The sequence below is a fragment of the Phenylobacterium sp. genome (assembly GCF_041916435.1).
Classification (GTDB): domain Bacteria; phylum Pseudomonadota; class Alphaproteobacteria; order Caulobacterales; family Caulobacteraceae; genus Phenylobacterium.
In genome coordinates this window covers 339,373-361,638 of record NZ_JAYRZM010000004.1, presented here as the reverse complement: position 1 = coordinate 361,638, position 22,266 = coordinate 339,373, and the positions used below count along the sequence as shown (strand labels likewise).

Annotated in this window: 14 protein-coding genes; 5 read left to right on the top strand and 9 right to left on the bottom strand. The window is 71.1% G+C overall.

Annotation, left to right across the window (positions count from 1 at the left end; all coding sequences use genetic code 11):
* Window positions 1-10 precede the first annotated feature (10 nt).
* Window positions 11-829, top strand: a complete 819-nt coding sequence (locus tag ACE3TA_RS13185) for an ABC transporter permease (RefSeq protein WP_374574377.1) — start codon at window positions 11-13, stop codon at window positions 827-829.
* A complete protein-coding gene (locus ACE3TA_RS13180; RefSeq protein WP_374574374.1) occupies window positions 826-1,605 on the top strand; it encodes an ABC transporter ATP-binding protein in 780 nt (259 codons plus the stop codon). The genes ACE3TA_RS13185 and ACE3TA_RS13180 overlap by 4 nt, the downstream gene beginning before the upstream one ends.
* Before the next feature lie 89 nt (window positions 1,606-1,694).
* Here the strand turns inward: ACE3TA_RS13180 and atzF are convergent, their stop codons facing one another.
* The 5 genes from atzF to ACE3TA_RS13155 are packed head-to-tail and all read right to left on the bottom strand — an operon-like array spanning window position 1,695 to window position 9,041.
* Window positions 1,695-3,470: an allophanate hydrolase gene (gene atzF / locus ACE3TA_RS13175; RefSeq protein WP_374574372.1), complete on the bottom strand. Its 1,776-nt coding sequence runs from the start codon at window positions 3,468-3,470 to the stop codon at window positions 1,695-1,697.
* An 11-nt stretch (window positions 3,471-3,481) separates the two neighbouring features.
* Window positions 3,482-7,096, bottom strand: a complete 3,615-nt coding sequence (gene uca / locus ACE3TA_RS13170; protein WP_374574370.1) for an urea carboxylase — start codon at window positions 7,094-7,096, stop codon at window positions 3,482-3,484.
* Between the two features lie 7 nt (window positions 7,097-7,103).
* Window positions 7,104-7,736, bottom strand: a complete 633-nt coding sequence (locus ACE3TA_RS13165; RefSeq protein ID WP_374574367.1) for an urea amidolyase associated protein UAAP2 — start codon at window positions 7,734-7,736, stop codon at window positions 7,104-7,106.
* Window positions 7,737-7,743: 7 nt separating this feature from the next.
* Window positions 7,744-8,568 (bottom strand): urea amidolyase associated protein UAAP1, encoded by an 825-nt coding sequence (locus ACE3TA_RS13160; RefSeq protein WP_374574365.1) that lies wholly within the window; start codon window positions 8,566-8,568, stop codon window positions 7,744-7,746.
* Entirely contained in the window at window positions 8,568-9,041 is a 474-nt protein-coding gene (locus ACE3TA_RS13155; protein WP_374574363.1) for a CopG family ribbon-helix-helix protein, read from the bottom strand. Before ACE3TA_RS13155 ends, ACE3TA_RS13160 begins: the two co-directional genes overlap by 1 nt.
* Window positions 9,042-9,429: 388 nt before the next feature.
* Here ACE3TA_RS13155 and ACE3TA_RS13150 point away from each other — a divergent pair, with 388 nt between their 5' ends.
* Complete coding sequence (locus ACE3TA_RS13150) at window positions 9,430-10,200, top strand: EF-hand domain-containing protein (protein ID WP_374574361.1); 771 nt, start codon at window positions 9,430-9,432, stop codon at window positions 10,198-10,200.
* A 62-nt stretch (window positions 10,201-10,262) separates the two neighbouring features.
* Here the strand turns inward: ACE3TA_RS13150 and ACE3TA_RS13145 are convergent, their stop codons facing one another.
* Entirely contained in the window at window positions 10,263-13,559 is a 3,297-nt protein-coding gene (locus ACE3TA_RS13145; RefSeq protein WP_374574359.1) for a carboxyl transferase domain-containing protein, read from the bottom strand.
* 139 nt (window positions 13,560-13,698) lie between these two features.
* On the opposite strand from ACE3TA_RS13145, the gene ACE3TA_RS13140 reads away from it, so the two are divergent.
* Complete coding sequence (locus ACE3TA_RS13140; RefSeq protein ID WP_374574357.1) at window positions 13,699-15,366, top strand: amidohydrolase; 1,668 nt, start codon at window positions 13,699-13,701, stop codon at window positions 15,364-15,366.
* A gap of 3 nt (window positions 15,367-15,369) precedes the next feature.
* On the opposite strand, the gene ACE3TA_RS13135 is transcribed toward ACE3TA_RS13140, so the two are convergent.
* Together ACE3TA_RS13135 and ACE3TA_RS13130 are read right to left on the bottom strand one after the other, a co-directional pair.
* Window positions 15,370-16,437 (bottom strand): tyrosine-protein phosphatase, encoded by a 1,068-nt coding sequence (locus tag ACE3TA_RS13135; protein WP_374574355.1) that lies wholly within the window; start codon window positions 16,435-16,437, stop codon window positions 15,370-15,372.
* 12 nt (window positions 16,438-16,449) lie between these two features.
* Window positions 16,450-19,314: a TonB-dependent receptor gene (locus ACE3TA_RS13130; protein WP_374574353.1), complete on the bottom strand. Its 2,865-nt coding sequence runs from the start codon at window positions 19,312-19,314 to the stop codon at window positions 16,450-16,452.
* Window positions 19,315-19,527: 213 nt separating this feature from the next.
* Here ACE3TA_RS13130 and ACE3TA_RS13125 point away from each other — a divergent pair, with 213 nt between their 5' ends.
* Complete coding sequence (locus ACE3TA_RS13125; protein ID WP_374574351.1) at window positions 19,528-20,736, top strand: TetR/AcrR family transcriptional regulator; 1,209 nt, start codon at window positions 19,528-19,530, stop codon at window positions 20,734-20,736.
* On the opposite strand, the gene ACE3TA_RS13120 is transcribed toward ACE3TA_RS13125, so the two are convergent.
* On the bottom strand, window positions 20,733-22,232 hold the full coding sequence (locus tag ACE3TA_RS13120; protein ID WP_374574349.1) for an ATP-binding protein: 1,500 nt from the start codon (window positions 22,230-22,232) through the stop codon (window positions 20,733-20,735). The two genes, ACE3TA_RS13125 and ACE3TA_RS13120, sit on opposite strands and share 4 nt — an antisense overlap.
* Between the last annotated feature and the right edge of the window lie 34 nt (window positions 22,233-22,266).

The following is a 22,266-nucleotide window of genomic DNA, read 5'->3' as shown; positions in this document are numbered from 1 at the left end:
CGACCACCCTATGCGACGCTTGTTGAACGTCAGGCCCAGCGGGGGTGGTCGCCTCTTTCTCGGCCTTGTCCCGATCCTGGCGCTGGTGCTGATCTATCTCGTGGCCTCGGCCGCCCGGCACGCCGACAATCCCAGGGACAAGATCCTGCCTACTCCGGCCGCGATGGCCGCGGCCGTGAAGATCATGGCCACCCCCGATCCTCGCACCGGCGAGGTGGCGCTGGCCGCCGACACCACCGCCAGCCTGCGCCGACTGGGCGTGGCCCTGACGCTGGCCACCGTCACCACCCTGATCCTCGGGCTCGGCATCGGCCTGATCCCCGTGGGGCGCGCCGGCATGGGCCCCCTGGTGGCGGCGGTCGCCGTGGTGCCGCCGGTGGCGGTGCTGCCGATCTTGTTCATCGTGTTCGGCCTGGGCGAGACGGCGAAGATCGCCCTGGTCTTCATCGGCGTGACGCCGATCATGGTCCGCGACCTGGCCGGCCACGTGGCCGCCATTCCGGAAGAACAGATCATCAAGGCCCAGACCCTGGGCGCCTCCACCTGGCAGGTGCTGCTGCGCGTGGCGCTGCCGCAGGCCATGCCGCGCCTGATCGAGGTGCTGCGCCTGTCGCTCTGTTCGGCCTGGGTCTATCTGATCAGCGCCGAGGCCATCGCCGCCGACGTCGGCCTGGGCTACCGGATTTTCCTGGTCAGGCGCTACCTCGCCATGGACGTGATCCTGCCCTACGTCCTTTGGATCTCGCTGCTGGCGGTGGCCATGGACGTGGGCCTGAACGCCCTGAACCGCGGCGTGTTCGGCTGGGCCCATCCCAGGGTGGCCAAGTGAGCGGTCCGGTCCTGTCCTTCCGCGACGTGTGGGTCGAGTACGGCGAGAAGATCGTGCTCGAGAAGGTCACGCTCGACGTGGCCGAAGGCTCGTTCGTCTCCATCGTCGGCCCGTCGGGCGCGGGCAAGAGCACCTTCCTGCGGCTGGTCCTGGGCCAGGAGGCGCCCAGCCGCGGCCGCGTGCTGCTGGACGGCGAGCCGCTGCACGCCGAACCGGACGCCGATCGCGGCGTGGTCTTCCAGCGCTACTCGGTGTTCCCGCACATGAGCGCCCTGGACAACGTGGTGTTCGGCCTGGAGTGCGCGCGCGCGCCGCTGCTCGGCCGCCTGTTCGGCGCGCGCCGCAAGGCCGCCCGGGACGAGGCCGCCGCCATGCTGGCCCACGTGGGCCTGGGCGACAGCCTGGACATCTTCCCGCGCGAGATGAGCGGCGGCATGCAGCAGCGGCTGGCCATCGCCCAGGCGCTGATCAAGCGCCCGCGCATCCTGTTGCTCGACGAGCCCTTCGGCGCCCTGGACCCGGGCGTGCGGCTGGACATGCACGCCCTGATCACCGGCCTGTGGCGCGAGCACGGCCTGACCATCCTGATGGTCACGCACGACATCAAGGAGGCCTTCGTCCTGGGCACCCGCGTCATGGCCTTCGACAAGCGCCGGCGCGATCCCCAGGCGCCGCACCGCTATGGCGCGACGGTGGTCTACGACTTCCCGCTGGACGACAAGAAGAAGCGCGCCGTCCCGGCCGAGCTGGAGGCGATGCCGGAGGCGGTGGAGTAGGCGCAACCGCTCATCCCAGCGCAGGCTGGGATCCATGCGGCCGTTCCCCGACCCGGCTTGGGTCCCAGCCTGCGCTGGGACGAGCGGGATCAGGAGCGCGAGGCGATGTACGCCCGCCAGCCGCCGAAGCTGGTGACGTCGTCGGCGGTGGCGGTGGCGCGGGGTTCGGCGACGAAGCCCTTCACCTGGGAGCCGTCCTCCAGGGCCACGGTGCCGATGGCGAGCGGCGGCGGGACCTCGACGACGAAGCTGCCGAATTCGGCGACGCCCAGTTCATAGACCTCCACCTCGATGGAGGCCCCGCCCTCGCCCACGTGGATCAGGGCCGGCTTCAAGGGCGTCGTGTCGGTCATCGCGTAGAGCTTGTAGGCCGGCGCGGTCTTGGTGCGGGCCACCAGGCGCGCGGCGCGCGAGGTGAGCTGCCAGTGCAGCGGCATGCCGGCCAGGTGGGCGCCGACGACGCAGAGTTTCACGGTCTGGGGCTTGCCGTCCGTGTCCAGGTCGGGGGCTTGCGGCATGGGGGCGATCTCCTCGTAGCGGGCGGCCAGCGCCAGGAGCTGGGCGTCGGCGAAGGCGGGCCCGACCAGGGTGACGCCGAAGCCCGTGCCGTTGGCGCGGAAGCCCGCCGGCACGGCGATGGCGCTCATGTCGAGCAGGTTCACGAAGTTGGTGTAGAAGCCGAGGTTGGCGTTGAGCGCGAAGGGCTCGGCCAGCACTTCGGCGATGCGATAGATGGTGGGCGCGGTCGGCAGCACCAGCACGTCGGCCCAGCCCCACACCGCCTCGGCCGCGCGGGCATGGTCGGCCAGTTCGTAGAGGCCCTTGAAGGTCTCCACCCCCGAGACGCCGAAGCCGCCCTGCAGGATGGCGCGCACCACCGGATGCACGGCCGCCGGATTGGTCCTGAGCAGGTCCTCGATCGCGGCGGTGCGCTCGGCCACCCAGGGGCCGGAGTAGAGCAGGCGCGCGGCCGCCAGGAGCGGCTCGATGTCCACCTCCACGGCCTGTCCGCCCATGGCCTTCAGCCGCTCGACCGCGCCGGCGTAGAGGGCCTCGGCCTCCAGGTCGCCGAAGAACTGGAGCTGACGGGCCGGAGGAACCGCGAAGCGGAAGGTCTCGCCCAGGGGCGCTGGGCCGACCGCCTCGCGCCGCGACCAGGAATCCTCCGGATCGAAGCCGGCGATCACTGAATCCACCAAGGCCGCGTCGGCCGCGTCGGGGGTGAAGGCGGTGATGCAGTCCAGCGAGCGGCAGGCGGGCACCAGGCCGCGGGTGCTCCAGCGGCCCTTGCTGGGCTTGAAGCCGATCAGGTTGTTGAAGGCCGCCGGCACGCGGCCCGAGCCGGCGGTGTCGGTGCCCAGCGAAAAGGCCACCAGCCTAGCCCCCGCGGCCACCGCCGAGCCTGAGCTGGAGCCGCCGCTGACATAGGCGCGGTTGAAGACGCAGCCGGGCGCGCCATACGGACTGCGCGATCCCACCAGGCCCGTGGCGAACTGGTCGAGGTTGGTCTTGCCCATCAGCACCGCGCCGGCCGCCTCCAGCCGCTCGATCACGGTCGCCGAGCGCTCGGGCCGGTAGGCGTAGGCGGGACAGGCGGCCGTGGTGGGCAGGCCCGCCACGTCGATGTTGTCCTTCACCGCATAGGGAACGCCCGCCAGCGGCAGGGTCTCGCCGGCGGCGACCCGCGCGTCGACGGCGCGGGCCTTCTCCAGCACGGCCTCGGGGCTCGGCCGCTCGATCCAGGCGTGCGGCTGCACCGCGTCGTAGGCGGCGATGCGGGCCAGGGCCTCGCGGGCCACATCCTCGGCCGAGCGGACGCCGGAAGCGACCTCGGCGGCGATGGCGACGGCGGAAGGTCTATTCATGCGCGCGTCCCTCAGGCCGGTTCCAGGGCGATCATCGGCGCGCCGGGCGCGATGGCCTGGCGCTCCTGGGCGTAGACCTCGCGCACCACGCCGGCCGCCGGGCTCGGCACGTCGCACTCGGTCTTCATGGCTTCGATCACGGCGATCACGGCCCCCTTCTCCACCCGGTCGCCGGGGCGCACGAGCATCTTCCAGACGCTGCCGCCGAGCGGCGCCTCGATCAGGTCCGAGCCCTCCGGCGCCTCGATGACCACGGCGTCGGCCGCCCCGTCGTCGACGCTGGAGAGCGCCTCGACCCGGGCGAACTCGCCCTTGGCCTCCCAGTCGGCGCGCTCGGCGTCGAAGGCCGCCTGGCGCGTGGTCTGGAAGCGGGCGATGTCCTCGGCGTTGTCGGCCAGGAACCGGCGGTAGTCCGACAGGCGGAAGGTCTCGGACTCGATCTCGATCTCGCGTCGGCCGAGCGGGAAGTCGCGCCGCCACTCGACGAGCTCGTCGTGGCTGACCGGGAAGAACTTCACCTGGTCGAAGAAGCGCAGGAGCCACGGCTTGCCGTCGGTGAAGGCGGCCGTCTGGCGCCAGGTGTTCCACACCTGGATCGTGCGCCCGAAGAGCTGGTACCCGCCCGGCCCCTCCATGCCGTAGATGCACATGTAGGCGCCGCCGATGCCCACCACATTGGGCGGGGTCCAGGTGCGGGCCGGGTTGTACTTGGTGGTCACCAGCCGGTGGCGCGGGTCCACGGGCGTGGCCACCGGCGCGCCGAGATAGACGTCGCCCAGGCCCATGACGAGATAGCGGGCGTCGAAGACGATGCGGTGGACGTCGTCCTCGCTCTCAAGCCCGTTGATGCGGCGGATGAACTCGATGTTGTCCGGGCACCAGGGCGCGTCGTCGCGCACCGAGGCGATGTACTTGTTGATCGTCTCGTAGATCGCCGGGTCCTTCCACGAGAGCGGAAGGTGCACGACGCGCGAGGGGATCTCGAAGTCGTCGAGCCCGCCCAGCCGGTCCTCGGCGTCGGCGAGCGCCTGCAGGAGCCGGCCCTGCGGCAGGATGCGGCTGTCGTAGTGCACCTGCAGCGAGCGGATGCCCGGCGTGATGTCGATGACCCCGGCCAGGTCCATCGCCCGAAGCTCCAGCATCAGGGCGTGGATGCGCAGGCGAAGCTCCAGGTCGAGCACGATGGGGCCGTATTCGACCAAGAGGTGCCGGTCGCCCTGGCGGCGGTAGGTGATTGTCGGGCGGTGGCCCTGGGCCGCGATGGTCCCGAGGACGGGAGAAAAGTCCCCCTCCATCGGCTTCGCCGTCCCAGGAGGGCTGTGGGGGACCGACAAGGTCTCCACGAGGCGGTCCTGCTCGACCTCGGCGGCGACGGCCGCGGCGTCGTCCACCACCTCGAAGCGCACCGTGTCGCCCGGCGCGAGCTGGCCCACCTTCCAGAGGTCGGCCTGGATCACCACCAGCGGACAGACGAAGCCGCCCAGGGAGGGGCCGTCCGGCCCCAGGATGATCGGCATGTCGCCGGTGAAGTCGATGGCGCCGATGGCGTAGGCGTTGTCGTGGATGTTGGAGGGGTGCAGCCCGGCCTCGCCGCCGTCGCGCCGCGCCCAGTGCGGCTTGGGCCCGATCAGGCGCACGCCGGTGCGGTTGGAGTTGTAGTGCACGCGCCATTCGGCGGCGCGGATCATCTCCACGTCGCCCGGCGTGAAGAAGTCCGGCGCGCCGTGCGGGCCGTAGAGGGCGCGGATCGTCCAGGCCTTGGAGAGCTGCGGCCGCGCGCGCGCGTCGAGCGGCGGCTCGGCGCCACTCCCGTCGCCATGAGCCAGGTGCAGCACGTCGCCGGCGGCGAGGGTGCGGCCCGCATGGCCGCCGAATCCGCCGAGGGTGAAGCTGGCGCGGCTGCCCAGGTAGGCCGGCACGTCGAGGCCGCCCTGCACCAGCAGGTAGGCGCGCAGCCCCGCGCCCTTCACCCGGCCGAGCTTCAGGGTCTGGCCGGCGTGGACCTGGAACGGCGCGTAGGGCTCCGCCGGTTGGCCGTCCAGGCTGGCGTCCAGCTCGGCTCCGGTCAGGCAGACGACGGCCTCGTGGTTGAACAGCAGCGTCGGGCCGAGCGCTGTGATCTCCAGCCCCGCGGCCGCGGCCTCGTTGCCGAGCAACCGGTTGCCCAGGCGGAACGACAGGGCGTCCATCGGCCCGGACGGCGGCACGCCCACGTCCCAGTAGCCCTGGCGGCCGGGATAGTCCTGCACCGTGGTCGAGGGCCCGCCGCTCAGAACGCGGATGGTCTTCGGCTCATAGGGGATCGTCGCTAGCGCGCGGGTGGAGACGTGGCCGGTCTCGAACACCTCGCTGCGCGCCACCTGGCGCAGCCAGGCGAGGTTGGTCTCCAGGCCCGACAGACGCGTGGCGTCCAGGGCGTCCTGCAGCGCCTTCACCGCCGCCGGCCGGTCCGGCGCGGTGACGATCAGCTTGGCGAGCAGCGGATCGTAGAAGGCCGACACTTCAGAGCCGTCGGCGACCCAGGTGTCGACGCGCGCGTCCGCCGGGAAGCTCGCCTCAGTGAGGCGGCCAGAGCTCGGGCGATAGTCCTGACCCGGGTCCTCGGCGTAGAGGCGGGCCTGGATCGAGGCGCCCCTGGGCGCCGGCGCGCCCGCGTCCATGAAGGCGAAGTCGCCGGCCGCGCCGCGGATCATCCAATCGACGAGGTCGACGCCGGTGACCTGCTCAGTCACGCCATGCTCCACCTGCAGGCGGGTGTTCACCTCCAGGAAGAAGAAGTCGTCGCGGTCGGCGTCGTAGAGGAACTCCACGGTGCCGGCGGAGCGGTAGCGGGCGGCTTCGCCGAGCCGCACGGCGGCGTCCATCAGCGCCCGGCGGGTCGCAGGCGGCAGGTGCGGGGCCGGCGTCTCCTCGACGACCTTCTGGTTGCGCCGCTGCAGGGAGCAGTCGCGTTCGCCGAGCGCGATCACCCGGCCCTGGCCGTCGCCGAAGATCTGCACCTCGATGTGGCGCGCCTGGCGCACATAGCGCTCCAGGAACACCCCGGCGTCGGCGAAGTTGGAGGCGCCCAGGCGCGCGACCTGGGCGAAGGCCTCGGCCACCGCCTCGGCGTCCTCGCACACGCGCATGCCGATGCCGCCGCCGCCGGCGGTAGCCTTCAGGATCACCGGAAAGCCGATCTCGGCCGCCGCGCTCTGGGCCGCGGCCGCGTCGGTCAGAAGGTCGGTGCCGGGCGCCAGGGGAACGCCGTGGCCCTTGGCCAGCTCGCGGGCGGTGTGCTTGAGGCCGAAGGCGCGGATGTTGTCGCTGGTCGGGCCGATGAAGGCGATCCCCTCGGCCTCGCAGGCTTCGGCGAAGGCGGTGTTCTCCGACAGGAACCCATAGCCCGGATGGATGGCCTCGGCGCCCGTCGCCTTGGCGGCGGCCAGGATCGCCTCGACCTTCAGATAGCTCTCGGCCGCCGGGGCCGGCCCCACGCGCACGGCCTCGTCCGCCTGGCTCACGTGCAGCGAGCCGGCGTCTGCGTCGGAGAACACCGCCACCGAACCGACACCCATCTTTCTCAGGGTACGGATTATCCGGCAGGCGATGGCGCCCCGATTGGCGATCAGGACCTTGGAGAACACTCCGCGCTCACCCCGTGATGATCATCCGCACCGGCGTCGGATTGAAGCCGTTGCAGGGGTTGTTGATCTGCGGGCAGTTGGAGACCACCGCCACCAGGTCCATTTCGGCGCGCATGTCGACGAAGAGTCCGGGCGCGGAGATGCCGTCGACGATGCCGAGCGCCCCGTCGGCCTCCACCGGCACGTTCATGAACCAGTTGATGTTGGAGACCATGTCGCGCTTGCCGCGGCCATGGCGGGCGTTGGCCTGCAGGAAGTTCTCCACGCAGGCGTGTTGGCTCTTGGTGTGATGGCCGTAGCGCAGGGTGTTGCTCTCGCACGAGCAGGCCCCGCCGATGGTGTCGTGGTAGGCGACGGAGGTGCCGGTCACCGTGGCCATCGGCCGGCCCTCGTTGGACATCAGGACCGAGCCGGTCTTCAGGAAGATATTGCCCTGGGCGGCGATGGTGTCCTGGGCGCTGTAGCGTTCGGCGTCGTCGGCCAGGGCGTACATCAGGAAATCGACGGCCTGGTTGCCCTCCAGGTCGACGATGCGCAGCGTCTGGCCCTTCCTGACCACGTGGTCCCAGGGCGCGCGCGCCGGCACGATCTCGTCCAGCACGATGGGCCCGGTCAGCCCGTTGAGCGCGGTGTCGGTCATGGTCCCCTCAGCGTCGCAGGTCGTCTTCGACGTTCAGGAAGGCGCGCAGGCCCTCCGGCGTCGCATTGCGGATCGGATCGTCCTCGGCCGTCGGCGCGCCGCGCCAGGCGAGCACGCGGGCCGGCGCAGACGTGTAGTCCGCGCGCGGATCGAGCACGTGGGGGCAGTTGGCCAACACCAAGACCACATCCATCTCGGCGCGCAGCGTCACCTGCCGGCCGGGCTCGAAGGGACCGTAGTTCAGGGTGGCGGCCCCGTCGGGCTCGATGCGCACGCCCTTGAACCAGTTGATGCAGGGATGGATGTCCCGCGCGCCCAGACCGAACTTGGCCACGCCCAGCTTGAAGCGGTCACGGCCGTTGGGGTGCGGGCCCCAGTTGTCGCCGGTCCCGTAGCGGCGGGCGTTGGAGGCCGCGTTGGAGGCGCCGCAGAAGGCGTCGTGCGTGCCGGCGGTGTCCTCAAGGATGCTGAAGAGCACCTTGCCCATGTCGGACAAGAGCAGGCGGCCGGCGCCGAGATAGGCGTTCCACTGCACCTTCACCGTGTCGGCGACGTTCAGCCGCTCCACCGGGCGCTCGGCGTTGAACACCAGCATCGACAGACAGGCCTCGCCCGCCTTGTCGATCAGGCGCAGGCGCGCCCCGCGGTTCAGCCGCTTGGCCGCGTAGCCGCCCGGAGCGATGGTCTCGGCCCAGAGCATGTCGGCCGCGGCCACGCCGTCCGGAACGTCCGGGGCGGCGCTGGCCGGCAGGGTGGGCATGGACTCCACCTTGGTTCCGGCCTGGGCGCGGGCGTGGGCCTGGGCGCCATAGGGATCGGCGGTGCCGCTCATCAGGCGCTCCTCGCAGACTTGGGCTCGGCCTCGCCGTGGGCGTGCAGCGGCGGCAGGAGCGCGGTGGTGGTGACAAGCTTGATCTGCTGGACGCCGCGGATCTTGCGCAGCTCGTCGCAAAGCGCCTGCAGCCGCTCCGACGGCCCCTGCACCAGGAGCACCTCCAGCGACTGGTCATCCTCCAGGAAGACATGCTGGGAGGAGATCACCTCCTTCAGGAACGCCTGCTGGGCCTGGGCCAGGGCGCCGCGCACGCGGCCGCTTTCGGCGCGGTAGATCAAGGTGAGCGCGCCAGCCAGCACCGCGCCCTTGCGGCCCTCCTGATGCTCGGCCAGCTCGTGGCGGATCAACTCGGCGATCATCTGCGAGCGGCTCGGCAGACCGCGCTCGCCGACCATGGCGTCGAGCTGGGCGAGCAGTTCGGCCGGGAGGCTGACGCTAAGGCGCGCAAGCTGTGGAACGTCGGAACTCATGGGCGCGATCCTGGCTCGCGTATTACGAAGAGTGAAATTCGTAATACGCCGAACGCGCCGCTTCAGCCAAGGCGCCATTCGCTTGGGCGCCTCGTCCCGGCGGCGCCTAGAACGTTCGCAGGCCGTCCGGAGGGGGCGAATCCGCCCGTCGACGAGCCGAGTCCGCCCCAGTGCGCCACGGATGTTTGTAAATTACATGTTACATTGATTCAGGATGCCGATACAAATAACAGGCTCATCGATTACATTCATATCCACGCGAACTGAGGCAATAATGGGCGCAGCCGCCGCATAATACTTGCATGGATACACGAGCCTTGTTTGTCGATCGACCTTTACGTCGACCGGCGCGCAGGGCGAACCCTGATCGCCACCGATTGGAGATCCCATGCAAATCGGTTCAACATCAACCAGTTACGCAGGATTGGAGCTGCAGCGCCTTCTCGGCCTGCAATCGAATTCCGATTCTACGTCTGCTGGGCAGAACCTGCCTAGCGGGCCCTTCGGGGCAAATAGTTCCGACTCGCCGCAGGGGCCTCCGCCGCCCCGGCCGGCCGACGGCGCGTCGGATCAGTTCTCGGCCGACACCCTGGCCTCGCTGCTGTCCAGCCAGGAGGCGCCGCCCTCCGCGTCGGACATCGCCTCGAGCCTGATCAGCAACTTCGACACCAACGGCGACGGCTCGCTCAGCGCCGACGAGATCTCTTCGGCGATCTCCTCGGCCGGCGGCACGGCGAGTTCCGACACCCTGTCGGCCGCCGTGTCCAAGCTCGACACCAGCGGCGACGGGGTGCTGAGCGCCGATGAGCTGACCTCGGCGATCCAGCAACGGATCGACGAGCGCGGCTCGCACCATGGCCATCACGGCCCGCCGTCCGCCACCGACGTGGCCTCGAACCTCATCAGTTCGGCGGACACCAACGGCGACGGTCTCCTGACCGCCGACGAGATCACCAGCGCGATCTCGCAGGCGGGCGGGACGTCGAGTTCGAGCGACGTGGCCTCGGCCGTGAGCAGCCTCGACACCAACGGCGACGGCTATCTCAGTCAGGACGAACTGGCGGCCGCGCTCGAGCAGTCCTTCGCCCAGATGGCGGCCAACGCCTACAAGTCGGCGCAGGACACGACGCTTACGTCCACGGTGGCCGAAGCCGCCTGATCCTGGACGGCCCCGTGGTCCGCGAAGACGGACCCAGGGCCGTCACACGCCGCCCGCGCGGCTCACCAGACGTCGACGAAGGGTCGCTTCTTGCCCGCACCGTGCGGCGGGACGGGACAGGCCTTCAGCGCACGCACGATCCAGGCGCGGGTCTCGGCCGGGTCGATCACCGCGTCGATCTCCAGCACCGAGGCGACGTTGAGCGCCTTGCCGTTCTCGTACATGCGGCCGACCAGCTTCTCGAACAGGGCCTGGCGCGCGGCCGGGTCGGCTTCGGCCTCCAGCTCCTTGCGGTAGCCCAGGCGCACGGCGCCCTCCAGCCCCATGGGGCCGAACTCGGCGGTGGGCCAGGCCAGCGTCATGGCCGCGGCCGAGAAGTCGCCGCCGGTCATGGCCTGGGCGCCCAGGCCGTAGCCCTTGCGCAGCACCAGGGCGATCAGCGGCACGGTCAGGCTGGCGGCGGTGACGAACAGGCGCGAGCCGCGGCGGATCGCGGCGGTCTCCTCGCTGTGCGGGCCGACCATGAAGCCGGGCGTGTCGCACAGGCTCAGCACCGGCACGTCGAAGGCGTCGCAGAGCTGCATGAACCGCGCGCCCTTCTCCGCCCCCTCGGAATCGATCGCCCCGCCCAGACGGCGCGGATCGTTGGCGACCAGGCCTAGCGGCCGGCCCTCGATGCGGGCGAAGGCGGTGATCATGCCCACGCCGTAGCCGCCGCGCAGCTCCAGGAAGGTTCCTTCGTCGGCCAGGGTGCGGATCACCTCGCGCACGTCATAGGCCCGCACCCGGTTCTCAGGGATCAGGTGGCGCAGCAGGCGCTGGTCGGCGCAGCTCCATTCCTTCACCGCCCCCTGGAACATGCCGAGGATCTGCTTGGCCGCCGCCGTGGCGGCCGCTTCATCCTCGACCAGCAGGTCCAGCGCCCCGTTCTTCCACTGCACGTCGGACGGACCGATCTCGTCAGGGGTGAAGACGCCGAGGCCCCCGCCCTCGATCATCGCCGGGCCGCCCAGGCCGATGTTGGAATAGCGCGTGGCGATGGTGACGTCCGCGCAACCGAAGAACACGGCGTTGCCGGCGAAGCAGCGGCCGGAGTTGATGGCGATGCGCGGCGCCAGGCCCGACAGCCGCGCGAAGGTGGTGAAGCTGGTGGTGTCGAGCGACGAGGCGGCGATGGAGCCGCCGTCCACGTCGCCGGGCCGGCCGCCGCCGCCCTCGGTGTACCAGATCACCGGCGCCTTCCAGTGCTCGGCGAACTCCAGCACGCGGTCGGTCTTCTTGTGATTGAAGTGGCCCTGGGTGCCGGCCAGCACGGTGAAGTCGTAGGCCAGGCCCACGCAGCGGGCCTTGTCCGGGCCGAACAGGGCGCCGTTCACCTCGCCCACGCCGGTGACGATGCCGTCGGCCGGGGTGTTCTTCTGCAGATCCTCCAGGGAGCGGCGGCGGCGCTGGGCGGCCACGGCCATGGCCCCCACCTCGCTGAAGCTGCCGGGATCGAACAGGTCGTCCAGGTTCTCCCGCGCCGTGCGCTGGCCGGTCTTGCGCCGGCGCGCCACCGCGTCCGGACGATTGGCGTCGAGCGTCAGCGCGTGGCGGGCGATCACCTCGGCGAGGTCCGGGCGGACGCGGTCCAAATCCAGGGTCTCGGCCTCGACCGCCGCGTGGGCGTGCTCGCCGGGCTCGATGAAGAGCAGGGGAACGCCCGCGTCCACCGTTTCGCCAGGAGCGGCCTCGATGCGGCGGACCGCGCCGGCCACGGGCGCCAGCACCAGGTGCTGCATCTTCATGGCCTCCAGCACGGCCACGGCCTGGCCGACGCGCACCTCTTCGCCCTCGGCGACCTCGAAGCCGACGATGGTGGCGCGCAGCGGCGCCTCGGCCGCCACCGTCCCTTCCGGCGCGGGCTGGGCCATATGGCGCGCGGCCGCCTCGACAGCGGGCTCCTCCGCCGGCTCGGCGGCGGCGATCTCCTGGGCGCGGGCGACCAGCGCCTTGGCGTGGGTCTCCAGGAAGGTGGTGGTCGCCTTGCCGCCGGCCACCTCCGGCGCCTCCAGCACCGCGCGCAGCAGCGGCAGGTTGGTCGCCACGCCGGTGAGGCGGAACTCCGCCGCCGCGCGGGCCGCCTTGGCCACGGCCGCCGACAGGTCCGGCGACGGGCTGCGGGCGATCACCTTGGCGATCAGGGAATCGAACGCCGCGCTGGTGCGGTAGCCGCCGTAGCCGTAGCCGTCCACGCGCACGCCGGGACCGGACGGCGGCTCGTAGCGGGCGATGACGCCGCCGGCGCCGCTGGCCACCTGGCCGTCGGCGGTCAGGGTCTCCAGGTTCACGCGAAGCTGCACCGCGTAGCCGACCGGCGGCGGCGCGCCGTCGGCGAGCCCGAGATCGGCCAGGGTCTCGCCGCCGGCGATGCGAAGCTGGATCTGCACCAGGTCCAGCCCCGTCACCGCCTCGGTGACCGTGTGCTCCACCTGCAGACGGGCGTTGGCCTCGATGAAGGCGAAGGTCTCGCCGTCGTCGGCGTCCAGCAGGAACTCGACGGTCGCCAGGCTCTTGTACTTGGCCGCCCTGGCCATCTTCAGCGCCGCCTCGGCCATGGCCGCGCGGGTCTTGGCCGACAGGTTCGGCGCGGGCGCGATCTCCACCAGCTTCTGGTGGCGGCGCTGGATCGAGCACTCCCGGTCGTGCGCGCTGATCACGGCGGTCCCGTCGCCGATCACCTGCACCTCGATGTGGCGGGCGTTGCGGATCAGCCGCTCGGCGTAGAGCGAGGGATCGCCGAAGGCGACCTCGGCCTCGCGGGCGCAGGCCTCGTAGGCTGAGGTCAGGTCCTCGCCCGGCTCCACCCGGCGCATGCCGCGCCCGCCGCCGCCGGCCACGGCCTTAATCATCACCGCGCCACCGGGGCCGAGCTTCTCGTGGAAGGCGCGCACGGCGGCGAGCGTCGCCCCGCCCTCGACCCCCGTCAGCAGGGGCACGCCCAGCTCGCCGGCCAGGGCGCGGGCGCGGCTCTTGTCGCCGAACAGGTCCAGCGCCTCCGGATCGGGCCCGATGAAGACGAGCCCGGCCGTTTGGCAGGTCCGGGCGAAGGCGGCGCTCTCGGCCAGGAAGCCGTAGCCGGGATGCACCGCGTCGCAGCCGGCTTGGCGGGCGGCGGCGACGAGCTGGTCGATGTCGAGATAGGCGCGCGGGCCGACGCCCTTCAGCGCGACCGCGGAATCGGCCAGGGCGACATGGCGCGAGGCCGCGTCGTCCTCGGAATGAACTGCGACGCTCGTCAGGCCCAGGTCCGCGCAGGCGCGGGCGATGCGGATCGCGATCTCCCCACGGTTGGCGATCAGCACGCTCTTGATCGGCATTCCCGGTCTTCCCTCTTCCCTGCTCTTTTCCTTGGCGCTTCTTGTCGCCCGGCGCGGCGGATTTGAACAGGTGTTTGAGCCGATTCCCCGGCCATGCGGCCAGCTTGGACGCCGGCTCGCCGACGGCTAAGCTCGCGCCATGCGCCCGATCATCGCCGGCCTTTCGGCCACCCTCGCCCTCGCCACAGCCGCCCAGGCCGCGCCCGCCGACGCCGTCTTCTGGGGCGGGCCGATCTACACCGCCCGGGACGACCAGCCCAAGGTGGAGGCGGTCGCCGTCGCGGCCGGCCGCATCGTCTACGCGGGCGACCGGAAGGGGGCCAAGGCGCTGGTCGGCCGCAAGACCAAGGTGGTCGACCTGAAGGGCGCGGCCATGTTCCCCGGCTTCACCGACAGCCACGCCCACCTGCGCGGGATCGGCGAGCGCGAGCTGACCCTCAATCTGGAAGGCTCCAAGTCGGCGGCCGAAGCGATGGCGCGGCTGAAGGCCCACCTGGCGCAGCACCCGGGAACCGGAACCCTGGTGGGTCGCGGCTGGATCGAGACCGGCTGGCCGGAGGGCCGCTTCCTGATCCGCCAGGACCTGGACGCCGTGGCGCCCGACCGGCCGGTGCTGCTGGTGCGCGCCGACGGCCACGCCCTGGTCGCCAACAGCGCCGCGCTGAAGGCCGCCGGGATCACCCGCGACACCGTCGCCCCCGAAGGCGGCGCGATCCTGAAGGACGACGCCGGCGAGCCCACCGGCATGCTGGTGGACAACGCCATGGGCCTGGTCCGCTCGCTCAGGACCGCGCCCACCGAGGCCGACAAGCTGGCCGACTATCACGCCGCCTTCCAGGTGGAGACGCACTACGGCTGGACCGGCGTGCACAACATGGCCGTCGACTGGGCCGACGTGGCCCTGCTGGAAGGGCTGGACGCCAAGGGCGAGGCGCCGCTGCGGGTCTACAACGCCATCTCCGGCGGCGAGGCCGGCCCGCTCCTGAAGGACGGCCCCCGCGCCACGGCCGACGGCCGGATCACGACGCGGATGATCAAGCTCTTCGCCGACGGGGCGCTCGGCTCGCGCGGCGCGGCCCTGTTCGAGCCCTATGCCGACGCCCACGGCACTGAGGGCGCGCTGGTCAGCGACCCGGCCGAGATGCTGAAGATCATGGACCAGGCGCTGAAGGCTGGCATCCAGGTGGGCACGCACGCCATCGGCGACCGCGGCAACGCCGTGACGCTGGATCTCTACGAGACCGCGCTCGACGCCATCCCGCCGTCCGAGCGCAAGATCGCCAAGCCGCGCTGGCGCATCGAACACTCGCAGATCGTCCGGCCCGTCGACATTCCGCGCTTCGCCCAGATGGGCGTGATCGCCTCCATGCAGCCGAGCCACGCCATCGGCGACTTCCACTTCGCGCCTGCGCGCCTGGGCGAAGACCGGCTGAAGGGCGCCTACGCCTGGAAGAGCCTGCTCGATTCCGGCGCCGTGGTGGTGGGCGGCTCGGACTCTCCGGTCGAGCGCGGCGACCCGCTGATCGAGTACTACGCGGCGGTGGCGCGCAAGGACCTGAAGGGCTTCTCGGCGGCCGACTGGCATCCGGAGGAGACGCTCAGCCGGGCCGAGGCGCTGAAGCTCTTCACCTCGGCCTCGGCCTACGCCCGCTTCGCGGAGGACGACCTGGGCGACATCGAGCCGGGCAAGCGCGCCGACTTCAGCGTCTTCTCCGTCGACCTGATGACCGCGCCCGAGGCCGAGATTCCCAAGGGCCACGCGGTGATGACCGTGGTGGACGGACAGATCGTCTACGACGGCCGCTGACGCCTATTCGAGATAGCGGGCGCGCAGCTTGGCCAGATCCTGGGCGGTGACGCCGAGCTCCTTGGCGAGATAGCCCTCGACCGAGCCGTAGCGGGCGTCGACCGCGTCCAGCGCGCTTTCGACATAGGCCGGGTCGGAGCCCATCAGCGCCTGGATCACGTCGGGCGGGAGCTTGGCGAACATGGCGTCGTAGCGCGACGACTGCTTCGGCGGCTGGCGGGCCAGCAGCGCGGCGCTCTTCGAATAGTCTTCCACCACCGTCGCGCGCGGAACGCCCAGCGCGGTCAGCAGCAGGGCCGAGCCCACGCCGGTGCGGTCCTTGCCCGCCGTGCAGTGCATGATCATCGGCGCCTCGCCGTCGATCAGCCGGCGGAACATCGCCTTGTACTCGCCGGCGTAGGCCTCGGGCATGTCCGCGTAGAACTTGATGAAGTTCGCTCGAACGGTCGCCGCCGTGGGCGGGCCGCCCGCGAACAGGGCGCTCATGTTGGTGTCCAGGGCGGCCTTGGGCGAGTTCAGGAACTCGGGCGGCGCGCCCTGCCAGCGGGTGGGCGCCTCCTCGCGCTCCTGGTCGGTGCGCAGGTCGCAGACCAGCCGGACGCCGAGCCCGCTGACGATCTTGTAGTCGGCCGCCGTCAGCCCATCGAGCGCGTTGGAGCGATAGAGCAGGCCCCAGCGCACGTGACGGCCGTCAGCGGTGGCGTAGCCGCCGATGTCGCGGAAGTTGGTCGCGCCCTCCAGGGGCAGCACCCGCACCGCGGTCCAGAGTCCGGCCCTGGAGGCGTCCGGCCGGACGAAGAAATAGGGCCGGCGGCCGGCGCCCAGCGGGTTCTTGAAGCTGGCGCGGCCGTCGCGGTCGTCGTCGGCAAGGCGCTTGAGCTCGCGGGCCGGGGCGTCCGGCCGGGCGGCCACGAACACGTCCACCGGCGCGCCGGCCCGGCTCGACGTCCAGGTGACCTCGTAGGCGCCGTCGTGCAGCGTCGCCTGCGCGGTCTCGACGGCCGGGGCGGGCGCCCCCGCCGCGCCCAGGACGAGCGCGGCGGGCAGCAGGAAGAGCAGTCGGCGCAGCATCGGGCGTTCCTCCTAGAAGTTGAAGCGGACGCCGGCCATGTAGCGGCGGCCCACGCCCTCGGTTTCGATCGGGCGGCTCGTGCGGCCCTGGTAGCGCTGGCCAAGCTCGTCGGTCAGGTTGTTGGCGTCGAAGTAGAGCGTCAGTCCGTCGCGCACCTGATAGCGCAGGGACAGGTCGAGCTGCTCGTTGGCGGCCCAGTAGGTCTCGTCGGTGGCGTCCACGCTGGGCTCGTCCAGCCAGGCGTCGCGCCACTGGTAGGACAGCCGCGCCGACAGGCCGTAGTTCTCGTAGAAGATCGAGGCGTTGACGATGGTGTTCGACAGGCCCGGGTACTTCGACTTGGTCCCGTCGGGCGTCTTGAAGTCGCCGTCCAGGAAGGTGACGTTGCCCTGGAAGCCGAAGCCGTCGAGCGGCGCCGGCAGGAAGCGCCACTGCTGCAGATAGGCGATCTCGACGCCGCCCATCTTGCCGTCCGAGCCGTTCAGCGTGGTGGTGAAGTTGTAGCCGGTGCGGTCGTAGCCGTTGGCGTCATAGGAGTCGTCGCGCACCTTGGTGGTGGCGTCGAAGATCACGTCGTCGACCTTGCGGTAGAAGGCCGAGATCGAGGCCAGGCCCGCGCCGGGCAGATACCATTCGAGCGCCGCGTCCAGGCCCCAGGCGCGTTCCGGCTCCAGGTTGGGGTTGCCGCCTGAGATGGTCTCGCTGACGTCGTTGATCGACACGCTGGTGCGGATCTCGCCGAACGAGGGGCGCGCCACGCCGCGGATCAGGGCGACCCGGGCCTTGATGTCGTCGGTCACGTCGTAGTTCACGTGAACGCTGGGGAAGAGGTCGGTGTAGTCCTTGTCCACGGTCAGGGGCGTCAGGTTCACGCCGTCCGCCAGCACGCCGGTGCTCTTGACCTTCACGCTCTCGACCCGCAGGCCGGCCAGAACCTCCCAGCGCCCGGAGCGCCACTTGTTCTGCGCATAGCCGGCGTAGATGTCCTCATCCACGGAGAACAGGTCCTGGGGCTGGACGTTCTTGGACGGGTCGTAGAGGCCAGCCGCCTGGGCGGCCTTCATCAGGGCGTTCAGGTCTTCGGCCAGGCCGATGTTGTCGACCTCGTAGACGGCCCAGCCGCGCTGGAAGTCCGAGCGCCACTGGCCCGAGGTGATCCGCGGGGTGACGCTCCAGGTCAGGCCGAGTTGCGGCGCCAGCGCGTTGAGGATCGGGGTCGCGCCCGGCAGGCCCGAGAAGGTGTTGCCGTCGGCCTTGCGCCGGTCGACCTTCACGCCGGCCTTGAATTCGGCCTCGGCGCCGAAGGAGGTCCAGTTGCGGGCGACGTCGACCTGGCCGGTCCAGGAGTCGGTGTTGGTCTCGGTCACGATCGGGATGAACACGTCCGCCACCGAGCCGGTCTGCGGCAGGGCGTCCAGCGCGACGCCGCGGCTGAACACGCCGCTCGCGTTCGGCACGGAGGTGTAGAGCTGCAGGTTGGGAATGCCGCTGGACAGGTTCGAATAGACCAGCGACAGCCGGCCGCTTCCGGACAGGAAGTTCTGCTGGATCAGCGGCAGGTTCATGCCCGCGTCGGTGTGGGTGTAGTTGAGCCGCCAGGAGACGTCGAAACCCATCACGTCGGGATGGTCGCCGCCCAGGGTGTTGGTGAAGGTGTCGTCGTAGTAGCGGCCGTACTCCCAGGTGGCCGTGTAGCCGGCGCCGTCGACGTAGCCGGAGTCGGGGCCGCGGTTGGCCGGCGACTGGGTGAGCGCGCGGGAGAGCTGGAAGTCGTACTGGTTGCGCTGCTCGCGGTCGATGAACTCCGAATAGAGGCTGTCGAAGAAGATCCTGCCGCCGCGGTCGGGGCGGTACTCCACGCGCAACTGGCCGGCGTTGTTCTCGCGCTCCAGGCTGTAGGAGCGGAAGCTGAAATCGTCGGCGGTGTTCATGTCGCCGTCGCGGTTCCAGGTGACCTCGCGATTGTCCGTAGTCTGATTACGACGGTAGTGCGCGAGGGCGGCGGTGACGCCGAAGTGCTCGCCCGACCAAGAGACGCGGCCGGAGAACTGCCGCTGCGGGCCGCCGCCCAGCGCCATCTCGCCGTAGCCGGCGTCGCCGGAGACGTGGAAGCCCTTGCGGTCGAAGGGCGAGGCCGTGACGATGTTGATGCGTCCAGCCAGCGCCTCGGCCGGCTGTTCGGGCGTGAGGGTCTTGTTCACCTCGAGCGTCTGGATCACCACCGCCGGGACGGAGTCGAAGCGGAAGATCCGCTCCTCGGCGCCCAGGACGTTCATTCCGTCCACGGCCACGACGGTCCAGCGCTCGGGCGCGCCGCGTAGCTGGACATAGCGCTCCTGGCCCTGGTCGCGCTCGATGGCCACGCCGGGCACGCGGGACAGGGCCGCGGCGGCCGACTGGTCGGGGAAGCGGCCGATGGCGTCGGCGGCGACCACGCTGACGATGTTGTCCGCTGCGCGCTGCTGGGCGATGGCCGCGGCCTGGGAGGCGACGATCGGCCGGGCGGTGACCACCACCTCGCTGACGTTGTCGCCGCCGGCTTCCGACAGGGTGATGGTCTGCAGCTCGCTCGCCGGCGCGGTGACCGACAGGCGCTGGTCCTGCATGCCCGGATAGCTCACCACCAGTTCGTGGCGCCCGGCCGGCAGGTTCAGCGAGAACAGGCCCTCCCGATCGGTGACGACGCGCAGGCCCAGGGCGGGCGCGGACACCCGCGCGGCCGCGAGATAGGCGCCGGACGCGTCGACCACCCGGCCGCGCACGCTCGCCGCGGCGGCCGTCTCGATCGATTGCGCCGCGGCCGGCGCGGCCAGCGACAGACAGGCCGTGGTGGCCAACAGCACGGCCTTGGCCGCCGGAACGACATTGCGGAACATGAGCACACCCCCTCGTGCGAAAGTGGGGCGTCCCTATCATCTAGTACGATTGTACAGCGTGAAGCTTCCAAGAAACTTCGATGAATGGATTTTTATCATGCTGTTTTTCCTATTATATTGCCCACACTCCCCTCCACTCCGCGAAATCCACCCTTGAAATTAGTACGTTTGTACACCCTTGCCAGATTTGGCTCACGGGCCGAAAAGGGGGCGATGGTGAAGGTGTCGGACGAGTCTCGCGCGCAGCCCGTCGAGCGGCTGGCGGCGGCGGCGACGGAGATATGTCTCGAGGACGGCCTGGGGGCGCTTTCGGCACGCACCCTGGCCGGCCGCTCTGGCTTCAGCGCCTCGGCCATGACCTATCACTTCGGCGATCGCGCGGGGCTCGTCGGGCACGTACAGGCGCTGGCCCACCTCCAACTCGAAGCCTGGCGCGCCGAGCAGCGCGCGGCCCTGCACGAGCCGCCGCGTCCGGCGTGGCTGAGCACGCCGGCCTGGACCATCTCCACCCTCGAGGACCTGCTGGAGCGCCGGCGCCGGCACCTCGCCCTTCAGTTGGAGCTGGAAGCCGAGGGCGCCGCGGCCGCGCCGGCCCTGCTGGACGGGGCGGCGGACGAGTTCGAGCGGATGTACGCCTTCTGGCGGGACGGCGCGCGCCGGACCGGCGCCTCGGCCGACGAGGCCGAAGCCTGGGCCGACCTCGCCATCGGCCTAGCCAACAGCCTGCTGGCCGAGCCGGGCGCGGCGGGGCGGCTGTCGTGGATCGTCGATGCGGTGATGCGGCTGCATGCGCGCCTGAGGCGCGCCGACATCGGCTCGGCGGTGGAGCCGACACTCGACGCCAATGCGCGGATCACCGAGCCGCCGTCGGCGGAGGGCGCCCGGCGCATCCTGGACGCCGCGCTGCGGGTGGTGGGCGAGAAGGGCGTCGACCGCATGACCCAGCGCGACGTGGCCGCCGCGGCCGGGCTGTCGCTGGCGGCGACCACCTATTTCTTCCGCACAAAGAGCGATTTGCTGCACGCCGCGTTCGACGAGCTGCATCGGCGCGTGCGCGCCGACGTGCTGGAGCACATGGCCCGCAACAGGAACGGGGCTCTCGGCCCCTCGGAGCTCGTCGACGAAGCCAGCGACCTGGCCTGGCGGGTGCGGGCGATGGAGGCGCTGCACCGCGCCGCCGTGCGCGACCCGGCCCTGCGGCGGCTGGCGCGCGAGATGCTGTCGACCCGCGGCGCGACCTCGCTGTCGGTCCTGCGCGGCCTAGGGGCGAACGACGCGGACGCGCTCGACGCCTTCATCTGGTCGATCAGCATGGCCACGGCGCTCAGGCGCGTGCGCCTGCTGGAGCCGGCCAGCCGCGCCGACGCCCTGGCCGAGATCGGCGAGCGCAAGGCGAAGCTGATCTTCGCGACCGCGCTCTAGGCCGGCCGGCCGGCGCTCGGACGCCTCAACGGCAGGCGCACACGGCAGATCAGGCCTCCGCCCGGCCGGTTGTGCATGGTCGCATCGCCGCCGTGGGCGCGGGCGATGGAGCGCACCACCGCAAGGCCCAGCCCGATCCCGCCGGTTTCGCGGTTGCGCGAGGCCTCGCTGCGATAGAACGGCTCGAACACCCGCTCCAGGTCGTGGGGCGGCAGGCCGGGACCGTTGTCGGCGACCTCGACGACGGCGTCGCCCCCCTCGATCCGCAGATCGACGGTCACGTCGCTGGCGAACTTCACGCCGTTGCGGATCAGGTTGTCGAACAGCCGGCGCAGGCCCACCGGATCGGCGTGGACCACCGCCTGCGGCATCTCGCTGGCGCAGACGGCGTGGCCCTCCTCCGCCGCGTCGTCGGCCAGGCTTTCCAGGAGCGAGGACAGGTCCATGTCGGCGCGGACGGCCTTGGTCGTGGAATCGCGGACGAAGGCCATGGTGGCGCCGACCATGGCGTCCATCTCGTCGATCTCGCGGGCCAGCCGCACGCGCATGTCCTCGGTCGGCGTCTCCAAGAGGAAGCGCATGCGCGCCAGGGGCGTGCGCAGGTCATGGGCGACGGCGCCGACGATGGTGGTGCGGTTCTCCACGTAGCGCTGGAGGCGTTCCTGCATGCGGTTGAACGCCTCGCCGGCCATGCGCACCTCGGCCGGGCCGGAAACCTCGACCTCAGAAGCGCTGGGATCTCCGCCCAGACGATCGGCGGCCTCGGCGAAGCGGCGGATCGGCGCGGCCAGCCAGCGGGCGTAGGCCCAGGCCAGCGGCACGCAAAGCGAGGCGGTGATCACCAGCCACAGGAGCACCCGCTGCTGCCAGGGCGAGGGAAAGCTTCCGCGGCTCTCCACGATCAGCCAGCGCCCATCGCCCTGCATCAGGCCGATCTTGAACGGCGCGATCACCGGCGGGCCGCCACCGCCGAAGCGCGGCCCCGGGCCGAAGCGGCCGTCGTCGTCGGCCGGCGCTCCAGGCCCGCCCGGGCCCGCGCCCTGGTCGCCGCGCGCGCCGGGGGCCTGGCCGTCGGGCGGAGGACGCGCGTCGAACTGTCCGCCGCCGCCGAACGGTCCGTCCGCGTTGTTGCGCTGGGACGGAGGCTGGCGCATCCGCGGCTCGAAGAACTCGTGGCGCAGGCGCAGGATGAACAGCCCCCGCGTGGTCTCCAGTTGGATCTGGGTCTTCGGCACGCCGAGCTGATCGGCCAGCGAATCGACGATCATGCGGTCCAGGTCGGGCCCGCGGCCGGGGGCCCGGCTCTGGCCTGCGCTCGTCCCCGGCGGATGGCTGCGCACGCTGACCTTGAGCCCCTCCAGGGCCTTGGCCGAGCGGTCGCCCTTGAGCACCTTGACGACATCTTCGAGCCGGTAGACGTCGGGCCGCGGCGGAGGCACCGCCAGCACCATGATCGCGTTCGTCAGTTGGACGACGAAGACCAGGGCGAGCAGCATCGCCAACACCTGGACAAAGAGGCTTACCGCGCCG

What these genes read in the sequence shown, in the direction of transcription:
- ACE3TA_RS13140 (WP_374574357.1), top strand. Translation starts at nt 13,699, where the DNA reads ATGCGCCCGATCATCGCCGGCCTTTCGGCCACCCTCGCCCTCGCCACA.
- atzF (WP_374574372.1), bottom strand. Translation starts at nt 3,470, where the DNA reads ATGAATAGACCTTCCGCCGTCGCCATCGCCGCCGAGGTCGCTTCCGGC.
- ACE3TA_RS13165 (WP_374574367.1), bottom strand. Translation starts at nt 7,736, where the DNA reads ATGACCGACACCGCGCTCAACGGGCTGACCGGGCCCATCGTGCTGGAC.
- ACE3TA_RS13150 (WP_374574361.1), top strand. Translation starts at nt 9,430, where the DNA reads ATGCAAATCGGTTCAACATCAACCAGTTACGCAGGATTGGAGCTGCAG.
- ACE3TA_RS13125 (WP_374574351.1), top strand. Translation starts at nt 19,528, where the DNA reads ATGGTGAAGGTGTCGGACGAGTCTCGCGCGCAGCCCGTCGAGCGGCTG.
- ACE3TA_RS13185 (WP_374574377.1), top strand. Translation starts at nt 11, where the DNA reads ATGCGACGCTTGTTGAACGTCAGGCCCAGCGGGGGTGGTCGCCTCTTT.
- ACE3TA_RS13155 (WP_374574363.1), bottom strand. Translation starts at nt 9,041, where the DNA reads ATGAGTTCCGACGTTCCACAGCTTGCGCGCCTTAGCGTCAGCCTCCCG.
- ACE3TA_RS13160 (WP_374574365.1), bottom strand. Translation starts at nt 8,568, where the DNA reads ATGAGCGGCACCGCCGATCCCTATGGCGCCCAGGCCCACGCCCGCGCC.
- ACE3TA_RS13120 (WP_374574349.1), bottom strand. Translation starts at nt 22,232, where the DNA reads ATGCTGCTCGCCCTGGTCTTCGTCGTCCAACTGACGAACGCGATCATG.
- ACE3TA_RS13145 (WP_374574359.1), bottom strand. Translation starts at nt 13,559, where the DNA reads ATGCCGATCAAGAGCGTGCTGATCGCCAACCGTGGGGAGATCGCGATC.
- ACE3TA_RS13135 (WP_374574355.1), bottom strand. Translation starts at nt 16,437, where the DNA reads ATGCTGCGCCGACTGCTCTTCCTGCTGCCCGCCGCGCTCGTCCTGGGC.
- ACE3TA_RS13130 (WP_374574353.1), bottom strand. Translation starts at nt 19,314, where the DNA reads ATGTTCCGCAATGTCGTTCCGGCGGCCAAGGCCGTGCTGTTGGCCACC.